General features: G+C 35.5%; 15 protein-coding genes. 5 read left to right on the plus strand and 10 right to left on the minus strand.

All coding sequences use genetic code 11. The annotated features are described in order from the left end of the window. Window positions 1–2: 2 nt before the first annotated feature. The 7 genes from HX005_RS05350 to HX005_RS05380 all read right to left on the minus strand — a co-directional run bounded on the left by HX005_RS05350 (window position 3) and on the right by HX005_RS05380 (window position 8,112). Complete coding sequence (locus HX005_RS05350; protein WP_286376555.1) at window positions 3–2,885, minus strand: UvrD-helicase domain-containing protein; 2,883 nt, start codon at window positions 2,883–2,885, stop codon at window positions 3–5. 106 nt (window positions 2,886–2,991) lie between these two features. After that, entirely contained in the window at window positions 2,992–4,263 is a 1,272-nt protein-coding gene (serS, locus tag HX005_RS05355) for a serine--tRNA ligase (protein ID WP_286376556.1), read from the minus strand. Between the two features lie 115 nt (window positions 4,264–4,378). Beyond that, window positions 4,379–5,191, minus strand: coding sequence for an RsiV family protein (locus HX005_RS05360; RefSeq protein WP_286376557.1), 813 nt, complete (start codon window positions 5,189–5,191; stop codon window positions 4,379–4,381). Window positions 5,192–5,268: 77 nt separating this feature from the next. Continuing rightward, window positions 5,269–5,967 carry a hypothetical protein gene (locus HX005_RS05365; RefSeq protein ID WP_286376558.1) on the minus strand — a complete coding sequence of 233 codons (699 nt, stop codon included), beginning with the start codon at window positions 5,965–5,967 and terminating at the stop codon, window positions 5,269–5,271. Between the two features lie 17 nt (window positions 5,968–5,984). Next, entirely contained in the window at window positions 5,985–6,704 is a 720-nt protein-coding gene (locus HX005_RS05370; protein WP_286376559.1) for a hypothetical protein, read from the minus strand. A 98-nt stretch (window positions 6,705–6,802) separates the two neighbouring features. Further along, window positions 6,803–7,498, minus strand: a complete 696-nt coding sequence (lolA, locus tag HX005_RS05375) for an outer membrane lipoprotein periplasmic chaperone LolA (RefSeq protein ID WP_107006425.1) — start codon at window positions 7,496–7,498, stop codon at window positions 6,803–6,805. Between the two features lie 278 nt (window positions 7,499–7,776). Continuing rightward, window positions 7,777–8,112 carry an MGMT family protein gene (locus HX005_RS05380; protein WP_107006424.1) on the minus strand — a complete coding sequence of 112 codons (336 nt, stop codon included), beginning with the start codon at window positions 8,110–8,112 and terminating at the stop codon, window positions 7,777–7,779. A 102-nt stretch (window positions 8,113–8,214) separates the two neighbouring features. On the opposite strand from HX005_RS05380, the gene HX005_RS05385 reads away from it, so the two are divergent. The 3 genes from HX005_RS05385 to HX005_RS05395 all read left to right on the plus strand — a co-directional run bounded on the left by HX005_RS05385 (window position 8,215) and on the right by HX005_RS05395 (window position 11,293). Continuing rightward, window positions 8,215–9,180, plus strand: a complete 966-nt coding sequence (locus HX005_RS05385) for an alpha/beta fold hydrolase (RefSeq protein ID WP_286376560.1) — start codon at window positions 8,215–8,217, stop codon at window positions 9,178–9,180. Between the two features lie 250 nt (window positions 9,181–9,430). Beyond that, window positions 9,431–10,405: a hypothetical protein gene (locus tag HX005_RS05390; RefSeq protein ID WP_286376561.1), complete on the plus strand. Its 975-nt coding sequence runs from the start codon at window positions 9,431–9,433 to the stop codon at window positions 10,403–10,405. A gap of 12 nt (window positions 10,406–10,417) precedes the next feature. Beyond that, window positions 10,418–11,293 carry an arginase family protein gene (locus HX005_RS05395; protein ID WP_107006421.1) on the plus strand — a complete coding sequence of 292 codons (876 nt, stop codon included), beginning with the start codon at window positions 10,418–10,420 and terminating at the stop codon, window positions 11,291–11,293. A gap of 78 nt (window positions 11,294–11,371) precedes the next feature. Here HX005_RS05395 and HX005_RS05400 read toward each other — a convergent pair whose 3' ends face one another. After that, window positions 11,372–12,871 (minus strand): cation:proton antiporter, encoded by a 1,500-nt coding sequence (locus HX005_RS05400; protein ID WP_107006420.1) that lies wholly within the window; start codon window positions 12,869–12,871, stop codon window positions 11,372–11,374. 241 nt (window positions 12,872–13,112) lie between these two features. Between HX005_RS05400 and HX005_RS05405 the strand changes: the two genes are divergently transcribed. Continuing rightward, window positions 13,113–13,658, plus strand: a complete 546-nt coding sequence (locus tag HX005_RS05405; protein WP_286376562.1) for a hypothetical protein — start codon at window positions 13,113–13,115, stop codon at window positions 13,656–13,658. Window positions 13,659–13,707: 49 nt separating this feature from the next. On the opposite strand, the gene ypfJ is transcribed toward HX005_RS05405, so the two are convergent. Both ypfJ and HX005_RS05415 read right to left on the minus strand, forming a co-directional pair. Beyond that, the gene (gene ypfJ / locus HX005_RS05410) at window positions 13,708–14,598 is read right to left on the minus strand and encodes a KPN_02809 family neutral zinc metallopeptidase (protein ID WP_286376563.1); all 891 of its coding nucleotides are present in this window, start codon (window positions 14,596–14,598) and stop codon (window positions 13,708–13,710) included. A gap of 67 nt (window positions 14,599–14,665) precedes the next feature. Beyond that, entirely contained in the window at window positions 14,666–15,580 is a 915-nt protein-coding gene (locus HX005_RS05415) for a DUF808 domain-containing protein (protein ID WP_286376564.1), read from the minus strand. Between the two features lie 213 nt (window positions 15,581–15,793). Between HX005_RS05415 and trpS the strand changes: the two genes are divergently transcribed. Then, window positions 15,794–16,807, plus strand: a complete 1,014-nt coding sequence (gene trpS, locus HX005_RS05420; protein ID WP_286376565.1) for a tryptophan--tRNA ligase — start codon at window positions 15,794–15,796, stop codon at window positions 16,805–16,807. Window positions 16,808–17,148: the final 341 nt, after the last annotated feature.

Below are 17,148 nucleotides of genomic sequence, written 5' to 3' on the forward strand. Positions count from 1 at the left end.
CTTTACAATTCGGTTTCAATTTTAGCACCATCTTTACGACCAATAACATCAAAAAAAGCCAATGTACGATTTCGATTAAACTGATTGATCTGTTTTAATCTATCTTGCCAATGCTGATTATTTGCCAGTTCAGGCACTTCAGGTTCATCCATATAAAAATCAACCCGTTGCACATTCATACTTTGATAAATCGGCTGCCATTCCCCATTGACTTTGATGACCAATTCGGGATTCAGCAAATATTGCCCATGCCCTGTTCGTATAAATAAGTGCTTGTTATATTTGTCACTGCCTGTTGTTTCGTTTTTAGACAAAAGTGAACTGATATAACTTCGCTTTAATTTCTTTTTAGCAAATAACGTACCAGATATTTTTTCCAGCATTTCCAGCAATAAAGCACTGTCAAAACCCTTTTCATAACGCGCATAGCGCTGATAACCCTGAATCATACTCATCACGTACATAAACTGAAAAATCATATATTCAGCATGATGTGCTTCCAGTTTAAATAAGCGTTGGCTGATTTGTAAAACAATGCTGTCTTGCGGTAAATGTGCTGCAATGTCAGTCAAGTTGGCTGCATACTTAGGCTGTGTGGTGACACGTTGCAGTGCAATTTGTAAAACATTTAAACCTTGCCCATCAAGCAAATCTACATCTGCACCATCCTGTATAAGTTGCTGATAAAATGCGGTATTTCCCACCCAAACGGCTGCCATTAATGGTGTTTGGTTAAACTCATTGCGATGATTAATCCCAAATTTTTCAATCTTTTTCAGCAATGCGGTCGGATGTTTCACCTGATAATTCATATAGTATTTAGACAAAATACCCTGCTCAGCTTTATGTGCTACCACTTCATGACGCATATTAAAAACACTGATTGCAGGCTTAAATCCGATTTTTGCCAATTGAATTAAATACGCCTGATGCTGATAAACCACGGCATATTCAAATAAAGCCAATTGAGATTTTTTATCTTTGTCTTGCAATGCCCGATGTTCTAAATGTCGCAGTTCACTGTCTTTTAATACCACCCAATTCGGTGATTCTTCTTTTAAAATCTCACGACGAATCCGCTCTGCCTGTTCTTTTTTACCTTGCAGTTCGAGCTTCTGCGCTTCTTTTTGCCACTCTTTTAAACTTGATTGTTGGTCTTGTAGGTCAAGCACTTCCGCAGCCTGATCCATACCCAGCAAATGAAAAATCTGATGCTGATCTTGCTGTTCCACCCAATAAATATTAGACATTGCCCGTGTTAATCCAACATATAGGGCATTGATATAAAATTTATAAATTTCAAGTGATTTATCCGCTTTGTCTTTATTACGTGCATAGACAAAATCACTTTGCAGATCCTGCAATGAAATCTCACTGCATATTTCAGTAAAATGTACTGCAGACTGACTGACAAAATTATATAAAATAATGTTTTGGTACTCTAAGCCTTTGGCTTCCTGAATTGCAAAGACCAATGGCGTTTTAAAAACACGCTGTGCGGTTTTCTTTTGTTCTTCATGCATCACGATGACCGCAAACTGTGTGGATACCGCAGTTTTTTGATCCAGCTCATGCAAAATGTCAGGTCGGTTTTTTAGAAAATAAACACCGCCCTGTATATCTGCATTACTTTGTACTAAATAATGACTTTCTTTATCAATCGAGCCAAATCGAGCATTTTTTAACAATAAAACCCGATTGGAAATTTCGGTAATTCGCTGCGCATTACGATAATTGTGTTGCAATATATGGGTAATTTCCATGCCATGATGCAGCTCTTCATGACGATGAAACAGACTTTTTACCTTTGCCCAAGAGAAAAAATTTGGATGCACAATTTGATTGGCATCTCCACACATTAAAAATAGCCCCTTATCACTTAGGCTATTTAAAATCAAATAGAGTTGAATTGCCGTAATATCCTGCACTTCATCAATCACCACATAATCATAAGCAGCTTTGACTTTTTGCAGATATTCGAAGCTTAAAATATTAATATCCGATAAATTATTTTTCTCAAGTTCAGTCAAATAATGCTGAAAAATTCGATAAACTTCAGTCCTCTCCTCAACACTGAATATCGATTGTTTAATCCCAAGATTTAAATAATCCTGTTCAGACAAATAAGCCTGATCTGTCATTGCACCCGTCAATACACCTTTAAATTCTTCATAAATACTGTGTGCATTGAAGCTATTTTTATAATGTGCCTTATACCATGTTCTAAAAAATTCAATATCTGCAAAAGCATGTTCAGGAATTGCAATACTTTCAATAAAGTCCTGATAAGAATAAAAATCAACCAATTGTCGATCATTATAATATTGATCAGAATAATACAACTCACGTGAGTTTTTCACTAAAAATGAAGATAAAGTGACATATAAAATCTGCCCTTCCAATTGCTTCATTTTTTCCAATAAAATCGCAGTCTTACCGCTGCCTGCTGAACCAATAATCACCAAAGGCGGATATTGTTTATAAATATGCTGCTGCACATCATCAAATGAAATAAATTTATTTAAATAGACAAAATTGGGGTTATTGGCATTGATATACACCAATTGTTCCTGCGCTTCCATTTCATCGATAGACTCAACATCAGGAATTTCAGCTTCATTGATGTGGATGTCTTCATTTAAAAAACGCGAGCCTTGATAATCATGATTTTTTAAATATTCTAAGATTAAAATATAATTTTTTTGTTGATATTGATAAATTGAAAATAAAATACGATCACTGCGGTTCAGTTTGGCACGATATAAATTTGACTGAATTTTTTTGACTTCTGCGGATTTAAAATTATCCGCTTGCAGGTAGGCGATGAGCTTATCTAAACCCACAATTTTTTGATTTGCTAATTCATTATAAATTAAGACATCCATCTCAAATCCAAACTCAACTGATTACACGATTTATGTTAAGGATAAAAAATAAGCCAAATATCAAATTTGGCTTATTCTATTTTAAATCTAAATGCTGAACTGATGATTAATCAATAAAGCTGACTCCGCCCATATATGGACGTAAAACTTCAGGAATTTCAATTGAACCATCTGCACGTTGATAATTTTCCATCACTGCAAGTAAAGTACGCCCTACAGCCAAGCCAGAGCCATTTAAAGTATGCACAAATTCAGTTTTCTTTTGGTCTGCACGGTAACGGGCTTTCATACGACGTGCTTGGAAATCCCACATATTTGAACATGAAGAAATTTCACGATAGGTATTTTGACTTGGAACCCAAACTTCCAAGTCATAGGTTTTACATGCACCAAAGCCCATGTCACCGCCACACAATACGATTTTACGATACGGTAAACCTAAAGCTTGCAAAATGCCTTCTGCATGCCCTGTCAAATCTTCCAAAGCTTGCATAGAATCTTCAGGTTTAACGATCTGAACCATTTCAACTTTGTCGAATTGGTGCTGACGAATCAAACCACGGGTATCACGACCATAAGAGCCTGCTTCACTGCGGAAACATGGCGTATGTGCTGAATATTTTAAAGGTAAACGTTCAGGATCAATGATTTCGTCACGCACGAAGTTGGTCACAGGCACTTCTGCTGTCGGAATCAGGTAATATTCCTTTTCACCTTGTAATTTGAATAAATCTTCTTCAAATTTAGGCAATTGACCTGTACCACGTAAAGAATCAGCATTCACCAAATAAGGCACATAAGCTTCGGTATAACCATTTTTCAGCGTATGAGTATCGAGCATAAATTGCGTCAATGCACGTTGTAAACGCGCTAAAGGACCTTTTAATACGCTAAAACGTGTACCTGTAAGTTTGGTTGCAGTTTCAAATTCCAAACCACCCATCATTTCGCCTAGGTCGGTATGGTCTTTCACTTCGAAATCAAACTGACGTGGTGTGCCCCATTTTAAAATTTCCACATTGTCACTTTCATCTTTACCTTCAGGCACAGATTCATGTGGCATATTTGGAATAGACATGAGTTTTGCATCAAGTTCAGCTTGAAGCTCATTCAACTCAACTTCCGCAGCTTTGATTTCATCACCAATTGCAGACATACGTGCCATAATTTCAGAAGCATCGCCGCCCGCTTTTTTGATTTGACCAACTTGTTTTGCACCCGAATTACGCTCAGCTTGCAGATTTTCAGTTTTGGACTGAATTTCTTTACGGCGAGTTTCAAGTGATGCCCACTCCTCTACATTGAGTTGCACACCACGTTTTGCCAAGGCTAAATTTACAGCCTCAATATTATTTCTGATTAATTTCGGGTCGATCATAGTCAATCTAAATAAGAGAAAAAAACTGATTATAGTGTAAGCTCTTCACCATAAAAAATACAGTGACAGAGCAAATTCACAGGAGAGATTTTAAATATTGTGTTGAAAAATGAGCTTATTCTGCTTCAACAGGCTTTTCAGCGACAGCTTCAATCACAGGTAAACTTGGTAAATACTCAGCTTTGACCAAATCTCTTGCACTTAAATAAGGTAAAGTAAGCTCTGTCATCCCTTCTGCATAAGATGCTAATTCATATAAAGGATAAACAAAAACAATCCCTTTGGGTCCGTAATAATAGTTATCACTGAGCTGTAATTTTTCACGAGTAATGTCGTGTTGCGTCAACCAATTGGCATTGGCATCATACAATTGTTCAGCCACCTTAGCCTCAACATTCGGTTTTAAAATATCTGTTAATGCCAAACGTTTTTGGTTAGATAAATCAAAAGTGACATATTCATTATGATACATGCCATGCGCTGCACCTGCTGCGTAGGTATAAGACTGGATCATAAAAGTCGCTAAATTATATTGCTGAGAAATAAAACGAACATAAATTGAACTTTGGCTTAGTCCTTTTTTGTTTGCTGCCTCATTACTTGTTGCTGTTGCCTCTTTCTGAGTTTTTTCAAAAGCACTTGGGACATCTTTTTTGATACGATTTAAAAAATAATCATCAATCCAAGCAACTTGCGTTTTAACCGTTTGAAAATCATATTGAGTACAACCATCTTCATCGCAAAATTGTTTTTCAGGCAGTGCTACACGCTCCATTTTTGCTTGAATCAAAGGAATTTCAATTTTTTTTGCTTGATCTGTAGATGCTGCTTCTACCTGTGAAGCAGGTTTTTCTTGACAGCCTGAAACCACCAATAAAATGGACAGAAGTGCAGAAGCGACCAAAGTTTTCTTTAAATGTACTTGCATGATACGGTCTTTCAAACATGTATTGCGATACAAGTATCATAAAACCACAACATCCAAATTGAAATTGATTATTGTAATTATTGCCTACTTTGCTTTCTTAATTTCTTGTTTAAGCGTTTATTTTCACGTTTTCGTGCGGCTGCTTCATCTTCATTTCGGGTTTTTAACACGCCCCAAATACGTACATTAGATTTAACAATCGTGTCTCGTTTTAAATCATAAATTACATTTCCTTCCAAACCACCTAAAGTACCATTCATCCAATGATCAGGATCACTTGCAGGATAAATTGCCACAGCCATTAAAGGCTCATTGCCTAAAAATGCCATACTATAACTATGCCAACGCAAAGGTAAACCTGTTTTATTTTGATGCAAAAATGTTTGATAGCTTAAATATAAATTTTTTAACATGCTTGCAGGGATGATTAAATCAGAAAAGTGATCCGTAAAACGATAAAAATGCAAAGGCTCAGGTAAGGCTTGAAAGGACGGTTGAAAATGATCAATCTGTTTTTGATGGACAATATCATAATCAAAACGATAGGATTCTAAATAAGCACTCAGATTGGATTTTGGGGTAAATAAAGCATTTAACACACGTTTATTTTCAGAAACTTGCAAATACAACTCATAGTAAGCCACTAACTCAAAACCTGCACATTTATTAGAAAAATCACGATAGAGCTGAAGCAAACAAAAAAATAGCTCTGCTGAAAGGTCATAAACCTCTGCCCCATCTTCACATCTAAAGGGATTATGCATATGTCTAGTCATGAGGGTTTTCCTATTTTTTATTTCCGCTGTTGACGTAGCTTTTCATTTTGTCTTTTTACGCGTCCTTTGGGTTGCAAACTTAAGCGTTGAATAATGTCTTCCGTTTTATTTTGAATAAAATGTTGAAAAATAAAGGGAGGCTGACTGATATCAAACATGACATACGCCTTTAAAGGGGGCTCTTCCTGATCTTGCTTAAAATGTGGTTCCAATAGCATTGGCTCAGGTTGCGTCAGTACTATCAACGTTGATGCATACTCAAAAGATGCTGGCTCAAACATCGTTAAACGGAATTGATTAAACTGTAATGGATAATAGGATTCATTCCATTGCACAAATAAATGCTTTGCCTGTGCGATATATTTAAATACTTTCGCTTCTACACTCAGTTGAAGTAAATCATCAACTTGCACAATATTTACTTGTATTTTTGGCTCATGCCGCAATGGTTCGAGCTGTTGTTCATGAACTATTTTTTGCTCGTTAATATCATAATGCAAATGGATCTCAGACTGCAAAATCCCCTCTCGCTGTGCCTGTACATGCAAAACAATGCTACATATTCTCTGATTTTGACTGATTTGAAACGAGGCATGGTAATAGCGTAAGACATCCCCAAAGGGATAATGCTTTCTCAAATCCTGAACAATACGTGCGAAACAAAAAAACAAATCTGCACTTAAATCAAAATGATGTGCTAACTTTTGTTCATGTAATTCATGTTTAAAATTTTTCATTATTTAATTTTTTTATCATAAAAGCGCTCTATCATAACCATAAAAAAGCAGCTCGAAAGCTGCTTTCTTGTTGCAAAGATTTATTCATCAGTTCTATTTTACTGGTCAATAATATCTGTACCTTTTGGTGGTGCAAAATTAAATGTAGATGCAGGTAATGATGGGTTGAGCTTCACATTATTAAATTTTACATAGGTTGTTTGACCTAAAGAATCCTGCAAAATCATCAGACTAGGGGCTTTATTTGCACCAAAGCTAATGGTTAAACTTTGGAATGCACCTTCTTTGTCTTTTGGATATAAAGTGTAATATGTTTTTGCTTGGTCAGGCTGCGTAATACGATATGCCTGCTGAATTTGCTGCGTATTACCAGACAATAATAATGCAGGCGTATTTGCAACTTGTTCATCTAAGCTTTGGCGTACAGCTTGCTGCAAATCTGGGTCATAGATCCAAACCATTTTCCCTGTGGTTGCAATCGTTTGTTTTGCTGGAGATGTCGTTTCCCAATAAAACTTACCTGGACGTGCAACTTTCATCACACCTTTAAAAGTTTGATTCATATGTTGCGCAGTCAAACCTTTTTGTTGAGCAACTTTACCATTACTTGTAACCTTAGTCGTTTGTTCAAAATTAGCAGATAAACTTTGAATACCACTGAGCTGTTTGACTAAATTACTCGTTGCTTGTTGCTCCGTTGCAGCAGTTGCAGCAAAAACTGTTGTGCTCATTGCAGGTGCAAACAGCGCCGCACTGATCGTTACTGCACCCATGGTTTTACGAAGCATATTCATATGTTCACCTTTTATATATTTGCTCAATCGCAATTTGTTAGATGATTTATCATAAACCAAATTTTAGTGCTAATATTAGAGAAAATAAGAAGTTTTGTATTGTTATTAATGCACTATGTAGAAATTTATTCATCATGATGGAGATAAGCAGCTTTTTAAATCACATTTTAATCATTGTTTATTTTCGTTTTAACATTGATAAATAAAACTCCAAATAGACGTTGAGTACTCTATTTAAAATACACACTAAATTAAAATATTCATTTCAAAATCTTCATTTAAGGCTGCCAACCAAATTTTTTTAGATCAACTTTAGCCTGAATCACTGCGACCCCTTCTGCTAAAAGCATTGCTTCTTGAATATTCATGCCATGTTCATCAAGTTTGTTTAGGCTCATTTTGCCTTGTGAATTAATAACACGATGCCATGGTACATCTTGATCTGTTTCTAGTTGTGCCAAGACTCGCCCCACTAAACGAGCATGTCGTGGTAAGCCTGCTAATTTTGCGACCTGACCATAGCTTGCCACTTGACCATAAGGAATCAAGACCACAACAGCAATTATCATTTGAGCTAATTCTTGAGCTGGATTGTGTAGATTTTTTGCATTCATTGACTGAAATACACTCTAATTGGATATTTAGGCAAATGTATTTTTATAAATACTGTTCTAATCTTAAATCACTTTTAACAACAAAAACATAGAGCACTACAAATGAAAGGAATCTTAAGTAAACTCATGCTTTCTACAGCATTAAGTATGGGTATTGCTGCAACAGTCAGTATCCCTACCCAAACATTTGCTGCAATTGATATCCAAAGTGTATTACAACAAGAACGTGCTTGGGCAGGTTTACAATCTAAACGACTGAAAGTCGCTGATATTGACTGGGCTTATAGTGAAGGTGGTCAAGTTGGAAAACCGACTTTACTTTTAGTACATAGTCTTGCAGGTAGCCGAGATAACTGGAATCGTTTAGCACGTTATTTAACGCCTTATTATCATGTGATTATTCCTGATTTACCTGGTCAAGGTGATAGCAAAGTACCTGCTGACTTTGACTACACCATTCCAAACATGACTGAAAAACTACGTCGTTTTGCTGAAGCAGCAAAAATTGAACAAGGTTTACATGTTGCTGGTCATAGTATGGGTGGCTCAATCGCACTACTTTATGCAGCACAATATCCTGTAGATACTAAATCACTCTTTTTAGTTGATAGTGCTGGGGTCTTTAAATCCGCAAATACGCCTTATCTCAAAGATCCGACGACATTACGCAGCATGATTGTCGCGAAAAAAGGAGATTTGGATAAAGTTCTCGGTATTGCAACAACACTCCCACCTTTTATTCCAAATGAACTCAAAGAAGCTCAAGAAAAGCTGATGATTTCACAAGCTGCCAACAACGCAAAATTAGTAGAACAATTAATTTTAATGTCAAAAGTTTATACTCCTGAAACTTTTGCACTCGCTGCTCGCTCAATAGATCAACCTGTACTTATTGCATGGGGTGATCAAGATAAAGTAATTAATGTTGAGGCGGCGGCTGAACTGAAATCTTTATTAAAAAATGCCAAAGAACCTCTCATTTTAAAAGGTGTAGGTCATATGCCGATCATGGAGCAAGAGCAATTATTGGTTCAGCCTTATCTTAATTTCTTGAATAGCGTAAAATAAAAAATATGCTTTAAAGCAGTAGAGATTTCTACTGCTTTATCTACAACTTCACGCCATGAAAACCTATTACTTTAAAAAAAAATAGTCATGATTTGAGAATAAATCAGAAAAATTAAATCTTTAATGTGTTGCTTATTCAAACAAAAATAATAATAACTGATCTGAAAATATTGTGAAAATTATCTAAATTTATTATTGTTGGAAGACTAAATAATTTAAAAAACGATAAAAATTTTTATTGGGGAATAATATGAATGATGTCACTTTAGATCATGAAGTTTTACAATGCTTTACTGAGCGTTTGTATCCTCTGGCTAAAAACTTAACTGAAATGTTAAATGAACATTTTAGCCATCAAACTGAACGTCGTGGTTGTGGTTATACACAAGCTACGCGTGTTGTTGCTGAGTTTATTAATGCTGAATTGGATGAAACTGACTTTAAAGATTTCAAAATTTTTGATCAATACGACACAAAAGGTTTAAAAACATTACTGGCTAATGCACTTGGATTTGGCTTAGAACTTAAAACTTGGCGTAATTTAGATATTAATCCTGATGTGCAACAGTTCTTAAAGCTCAAACAAGACAGTGACGATGCTTTTGTCAATACTTTACGCACAGAAGTCGAATTTCAATCTAAACTACGCAATATCCATGAGCATGTCGAAAAAGAAGAAAGTAAAGTTTTGTGCCAATTTTTAGAAGATATTATTTTAAGAAAAGACCCTGCAGAGCTTGCCTGTCTTGAATTAAAAAATCTGAATGAAAAGCCTAAAGTCGGTTCTTGCCCAATGGCAGAGAATTTTTTCTTAAAAATTGCGCATGGTCGTATGCTGCGTCAAGGCAATATTAATATCTTTGTCGACAAAAATGAGCGCCCTATTTTAATGGAAAAAATTAAAATGGGAGATGATCATTCTTGCATTAATCTTGTCCCATTGATTATTAATGGAATTCGTATTCCACTTGGGAGTTTATTTTCTGTATATTATGATGAAGAGAATATTGCCAAGCGTCCAAATAAAGTGTTCAAAGGTCATATTATTTCAATACATGATGTAATAGGTTTTTGGTTTTTACGCTTAACAACACTGGCGATTTCACCACAAAACAGAGCGAGAGCATTTAGCTCACATTTCAAACAACAAGTTGATAATGGACTATTTAGCCCAGAAACAACAGAATTGAAGCAATTAATTTCAGTTGCCCAAGATCAAATTTAATCGAGAGTTATCATGTTAAAAGCTTGCTACTCACCACAGTATTTTGCTAAAACGCATACGAATAGCATGGAAAAACTGACTGCGGTAGCACAAGAACTTGAGGTCTACGAACTTGCAGAACTCGTAGATCCAGAAAGTATTGATCCTAAAATTTTGTATGGCATTCATGACCCTGAATATGTACAAGCTTTTGTCAAAGGTAAAAAGCCTCTTGCTGTTATGCAAGGCTTTAAACAGTGGAGCTTACAATTTCGTGAGGCTATTTTTGCCATACAAGCAGGTCAGCTTTTAGCAACAGAAATTGCATTTAAAGAAGGAATTGCAGCCAATATTGCGCAAGGATTTCATCATGCAGTTTATGAACATGGTAATGCTTATTGTACATTTAATGGACTTGCCTTAATTGCACAACAATATCCGCATAAGAAAGTTTTTGTTTTAGATTGTGATCAACATGGTGGTAATGGAACAGCAGAATATACACGTAGATTTGAAAATTTATTCAATTTTAGTATTTATGCTTTAGCCTTTGGTTGTGCAACGTACGAACGTAGCATCACACGTCATATTCACAATAAAAAAGGTTCATTTGAACAATACGCCGCTGCTGTCATCGAAGGCTTTGAACATGCTTTAGATTGGCAAGCGGATCTGATCGTTTATCAAGCGGGAATGGACTGCCACCAAAATGATCGTTGTGGTTCTAAATGGTTTGATACAGAGATGTTATATCAACGTGATTTAATGGTTTTCAAACTTGCTAAAAAATACAACCTACCCATCATGTTCGTTTTAGCAGGTGGTTATCAAAAATTAGATGATTTAGTTCCTTTGCATATCAATACCTTTAAAGCAGCGAATCAAATCTATTTTCCAGAAATGGTTTAAGCAAACTGAGTAAATTAAACTGAAAAATCAAAAAACCGAATGACGATGCATTCGGTTTTTTATGAAGAATAAATAGTGCTAGAAGTTATTTGGATTTTCCAAACGTTTTACTTCTTGTGCTTTATCAGGATGATATACAGCAGTCACACCATCTTCACTTTGCTTATTGATAATTGCTTCAGGATTATAAATGGTAATGGTTTCATGCCCTTCTGCATCCTCACCAACAATATATTTCACCCCTTTACGATTCATTTTATGACACATACGTTGATACCAACCTTTAAAACCTGTCGTTTCTTCTAAAGGGTTGTAATAAAATGCATTCATAACAGCAGGCAGTCCTAAGCCACATACAATTCCTGAAAGTAATACACTGATAAAAGTATACCCAATCAAAATACTACTATAATCACGTAATTCAGGAATGTTAGCCACAGCCAAAATAAGTGCTAGGGAAATACCACCTCGTACCCCACCCCAAGATAAAATCGCTAAACTGCCGTTATAACTCTTATGTCGAAATGATGGGAAAAATGCGAATGCCAAATAGTTCGCTGCAAAGCGTGATAAATGCAAAGCAAAGAAAGCAAAAATACCGCCTAAAATCAAACTTGTACTTAAATCTAAAATAAAAATTTCTAGACCAATTAAAGTGAAAAGGAATGAATTAATAATCCCTTCTACTGTATGCCAAAAATGATTTACCTCACGAATTTCACGATCTTGTAAAATTTCTTTCCATTTATTGCCGACAATCAAACCGCCAATCACGCAGGCAATCGGTGCCGAGGCATGGGCAAATAAAGCAACCAGATAAGAACCACAAGCCAACAATGCTGTGGTTAAAATCAAAGATTCCATTTCATGTTTACCACGCAGTAAACGCAAAATAGCTAAACCAAATGCCCAACCAATAATCACAGCAACAACAATTTCATATAATAATGTTTGTAGTGTTGCAACTAAACTAAAATGCTCACCTTCTAACACATTGAGTAAAGTCATAAATACGGCAATACACATTGCATCATTAAATAAGGATTCACCTTCAAGTTTGACCATTAAATGATGAGGTGCGCGAACAGAGCTTAAAACGCCTTTAATACCAATAGGGTCTGTTGCACCTAATGCTGAACCAAGTAACAACAACACTAAAATCGGTACAGGATTACCAATTACATATTGGAATCCAAATACAAGACCTGCAAAAAATACTGCACATAACAATAAAGCAATCGTTGCAAGAATACTGATGGGTTTCCAATATACTTTTAAATCTGAGACTTTAAATTTAAGTGCAGAGGAAGTTAAAATAAAACAAATCACGCCATTGACTAAAAAGTCATAAAAATCAATATGTCTTACCGCTTCTTCAATATTATGAATATTAATGGAGATAAATTGATTACCATTTAGTAAACTTGCCCCCCATTGTAAAATAAAGACAAAAACGGCTGAAACTAAAGGCACTCCTATGGCTTGCGGAAAACCTAAAATACGCTTATTGAATATGGTTGTAGCAATGGATAAAGCAAAAACAACTGTAAAGACCTGTAGAAAAAAATAATTACCCATGCGTATCCTTTTTCAGTTTTTAATATCGGTGGACAACCATCACCCATCATTTTTTAAGTAAATTAAAAATGAAAGCTGATTTTTAAATTTATATAATCTTACAAAAAAATGATTAAAATCACCCGTAAAAATATAATTTCTTAACATAAAACTTCTTAAATGTGATTAAGAGCTGATTTAAGGATATAAAATTTAGCCATAAAAAGGTATGATTATTATTTAGTTTTTGCTTTTCTAGGTTATGCCTTTAAAAATTGTTTTTCGATATTTTTTTGCTTTTGTTATTTTCTTAGTCAGTCTGATTTTGATTTGGACAACTTCAGTTAAAACTGTTGAAGTTTTCAATGCGCCTCATGTTAAAGCAACATCTACGCAGCTTAGCAGTACATCTGCTCAAGAATTTCGCTTAATTGGCAACAACCAAAAACCTGATCAAAAATTATTTATTACCATTCCCAATCAAGGCTATGTCGCAACGATTTCATGTATTCACTATATGGATTCTTTATGTACTGACCAAGACAATCAGCATCAATTTAGAAAAATAAACTCTATAAAAATCATAAATTACAAATCAAATCAATATATTCAACATATTGATTTTACCAATACACAAACTTTGCAAAAAAAATCATTTGATTTTACTGAGCAACAAATTTCTGATTTTTATACAGCAGATACTGAAAAATTAAAATTTCAGCTGATTCCTTTATTCTTTTTCAGCCTCTTTGCAATTTATGTCAGTGTACGAATTTTGCGTAATTTTAAAACATTTTTAAATAAATAAAGGAGAGATATGTCTCTCCTTATGCTTCATGTGATGTCATCTAATGACTTTATTTAAACGTATCACACTGATTAATATCACCTGTTTTTAAACCTGTTTGAAACCATTGCATGCGCTGTTGACTTGTTCCATGTGTAAAACTGTCAGGCACTGCATAGCCTCTCGCTTTTTTCTGTAAATAGTCATCCCCAATTTTCTGAGCCGCATCCATAGCTTCTTCTACATCGCCTTGCTCAAGAAATTGGGTTTTTTGATGGGTCTTATTTGCCCAAACACCTGCCAAACAGTCTGCTTGTAATTCTAAACGAACAGAGAGTTGATTGCCTTGTGCTTCACTTGCGCGCTGACGTGCTCGTTGTACTTGCCCTGAGATCCCCAAAAGATTTTGTACATGATGACCAACTTCATGCGCAATCACATAAGCTTGTGCAAAATCCCCTGCCTCATCCTGAGCACTGAGCTCAGATTGATTTTGTTCACCTGAAATGTCCATTTGCTGACGCATGTCTTTAAAGAAAGAAGTATCGATATACACTTTTTGGTCAGCAGGACAATAAAATGGTCCCATAGCAGATTGTGCTGTACCACAAGCCGAATCTGTTCTTCCTGTAAATAACCTCAATTTAGGTGGTATATATTGAGCACCTTGTGCCTGAAAAATAGGGGTCCAAACATCTTCTGTATCTGCAAGAACAGTTCCTACAAAATCAGAAACTTCTTTCTGCTCAGGTGTTAAATTTTCAGGAGAAACTGCCTGAGTTTGTACGCCTGAAGTCACTTGTTTCGTGGTTTGATAAGCTTGTTGCGGATCTACGCCAAAAAACTTCCATGCAACAAAAGCAACTATTAGCCCGAGAATACTAATGCCACCTGCTTTTGCCCCGCCCCCACCTCGACGGTCTTCAACATTACTACTTACTCGGCGTCCTTTCCAACGCATAGCCTGATCCTTATTTTTTAATTCAGTGATGTTTAGTTTAATGATATTTTTACAATTGGGTAGAGCTTCAAGCACCTCGTATTTTTTGTACTGTTTTTACCAAAATAAGCACCAATAAACCCGCGACTATACCAATGACCAAATTAATCAAAGTCGGTGTAAGCGCACCAATAATTGCCCCTACAGTTGGAATATGTTCAACTTGGTCGACAGTTTGCTCTGTAAAATGATGTAATGATGAAATCCCATGTGAAATAATCCCTCCACCCACTAAAAACATCGCAATGGTGCCCACTATTGATAAAGTTTTCATCAGTAAAGGTGCAAATGCCAGTAAACCACGCCCTATTGTTTTCTTAAAATTAGATGCTTGTTGAGTTAAATATAATCCTAAATCATCAATTTTCACAATCATTGCAACAAATCCATAAACCCCGACCGTCATCACGATTGCAATAATCGAAAGTACCATGACCTTACTCATAAAAGGTGCAAGTGCAACAGTACCTAATGAAATCACAACAATTTCAGCAGATAAAATAAAGTCAGTGCGTATAGCACCTTTAATTTTATCTTTTTCAAATTTAACTAAATCTGTTTCTACAGCATTCAATTCTACTTCTGCTTCACTTTGAGTTTTTGCTTTGCGATGTAGAAGACTATGTAAAACCTTTTCAACCCCTTCAAAACACAGAAAAAGCCCACCAAGCATCAACAAAGGCGTAATTAACCATGGTGCAATGACACTAATCAGCAAAGCGAGTGGAACTAAAATAAGCTTATTAATAAATGACCCTTTTGCAACACTCCATACCACAGGAATTTCTCGTTCAGAACGAACACCTGCGACTTGTTGTGCATTTAAGGCTAAATCATCCCCCAAAACACCTGCTGTTTTTTTTGCTGCCATTTTACTCATTACAGCAACATCATCTAATACAGTGGCAATATCATCTAATAGTAATAACAAGCTACTTGCCATTTTTTTCTTATCCTAAGCTGTGTTGATTTAAATAGTTTAATTAAGTTTTTAAATGCTTTATAGATTGTCTTGTATTTTTATATATCATTTTTGAAATTTTGAATTTTTGCAATCAAGTACATTATTTCGCTGACATAAAAAAAAATTATGCCGTACAATGTGCAACATTCTTAGCAACAACAGATGTCGTCGCTTACGGCTGTGGAATAAATAATGAGTAATCAAGACAATCGCCCTGTCATCCTAACAGGCGACCGTCCAACGGGACAACTTCACTTAGGTCATTTTGTTGGTTCACTACGTTCACGTGTAGGTTTACAAGACTCACATCACCAACATTTACTTTTAGCAGATGCGCAAGCATTAACAGATAATGCCGACAATTTTGAAAAAGTTCGCCGTAATATTCTTGAAGTTGCAACAGATTATTTAGCCGTTGGTATTGATCCAAGTAAAACAACGATTTGTGTTCAATCATGTTTGCCTGCGCTCAATGAACTGACAATGTTATATCTTAATTTTGTTACAGTTTCTCGTTTAGAGCGTAATCCAACGATTAAAGCTGAAATTCAATTACGTGGCTTTGAGCGTGATATTCCCGCAGGTTTCTTATGCTATCCAGTAGCACAAGCTGCTGATATCACAGCATTTAAAGCAACAGTTGTACCTGTAGGTGAAGACCAAATTCCGATGATTGAACAAACCAATGAAATTGTTCGTCGTTTAAATCGTCAAATTGGTCAAGATATTTTACCTGAGTGTAAAGCACTTCTTTCGAACATGAGTCGTCTTCCTGGTTTTGATGGTAAGGCAAAAATGTCTAAATCTTTAGGCAATACAATCGTACTTGATGCTTCTGATAAAGATATCAAGAAAGCAGTAAATGCGATGTATACCGATCCAAACCATCTACGTATCGAAGATCCAGGTCAAGTCGAAGGAAATATCGTATTTACTTATTTAGATGCTTTTGATCCAAATAAAGAAGAAGTTGAAGAATTAAAAGCACATTATCGTCGTGGTGGTTTAGGTGACGGTACTGTGAAAAAACGTCTTGAAGGTGTACTCAAAGAATTGATCACGCCAATTCGTGAGCGTCGTATGGAACTTGCAAAAGACCCTGATTACATTATGGATATTTTGAAAACGGGTACGGATAAATGTCGTATTATCACTCAAAATACGCTTGATGAAATTAAAGATGGCTTAGGTGTTTTCCATTTTTAAGTTATAAATAAGTCATTCAATAAAAAAGCCTTTCATTTGAAAGGCTTTTTTATTCTGGAAAGAAAAGCAACATAAATCGTCTCTTATTAACGTAATTTAACATGAATTAACGTGAAAACTAATGACGTATTTATCAGGCAGTATTATAGTTATTTCACGTTATGAGCAATCCCCAAAGTTCATAACATTTCTCCTTAACCGAATTTGTGTATGCAGATTCGTTGTTATACGCAGTGATCACCCCAATCATTGCGTATTTTTTTGAGCTTAAAATAATCAATAAAACCCTTTTACTTCATTTCCAATAGGCTGATTGTTTAGAAAACATTGATTTTGAAGTT

This window comes from Acinetobacter sp. R933-2 (assembly GCF_030325485.1).
In the GTDB taxonomy this organism is placed as follows: Bacteria; Pseudomonadota; Gammaproteobacteria; order Pseudomonadales; family Moraxellaceae; genus Acinetobacter; species Acinetobacter sichuanensis.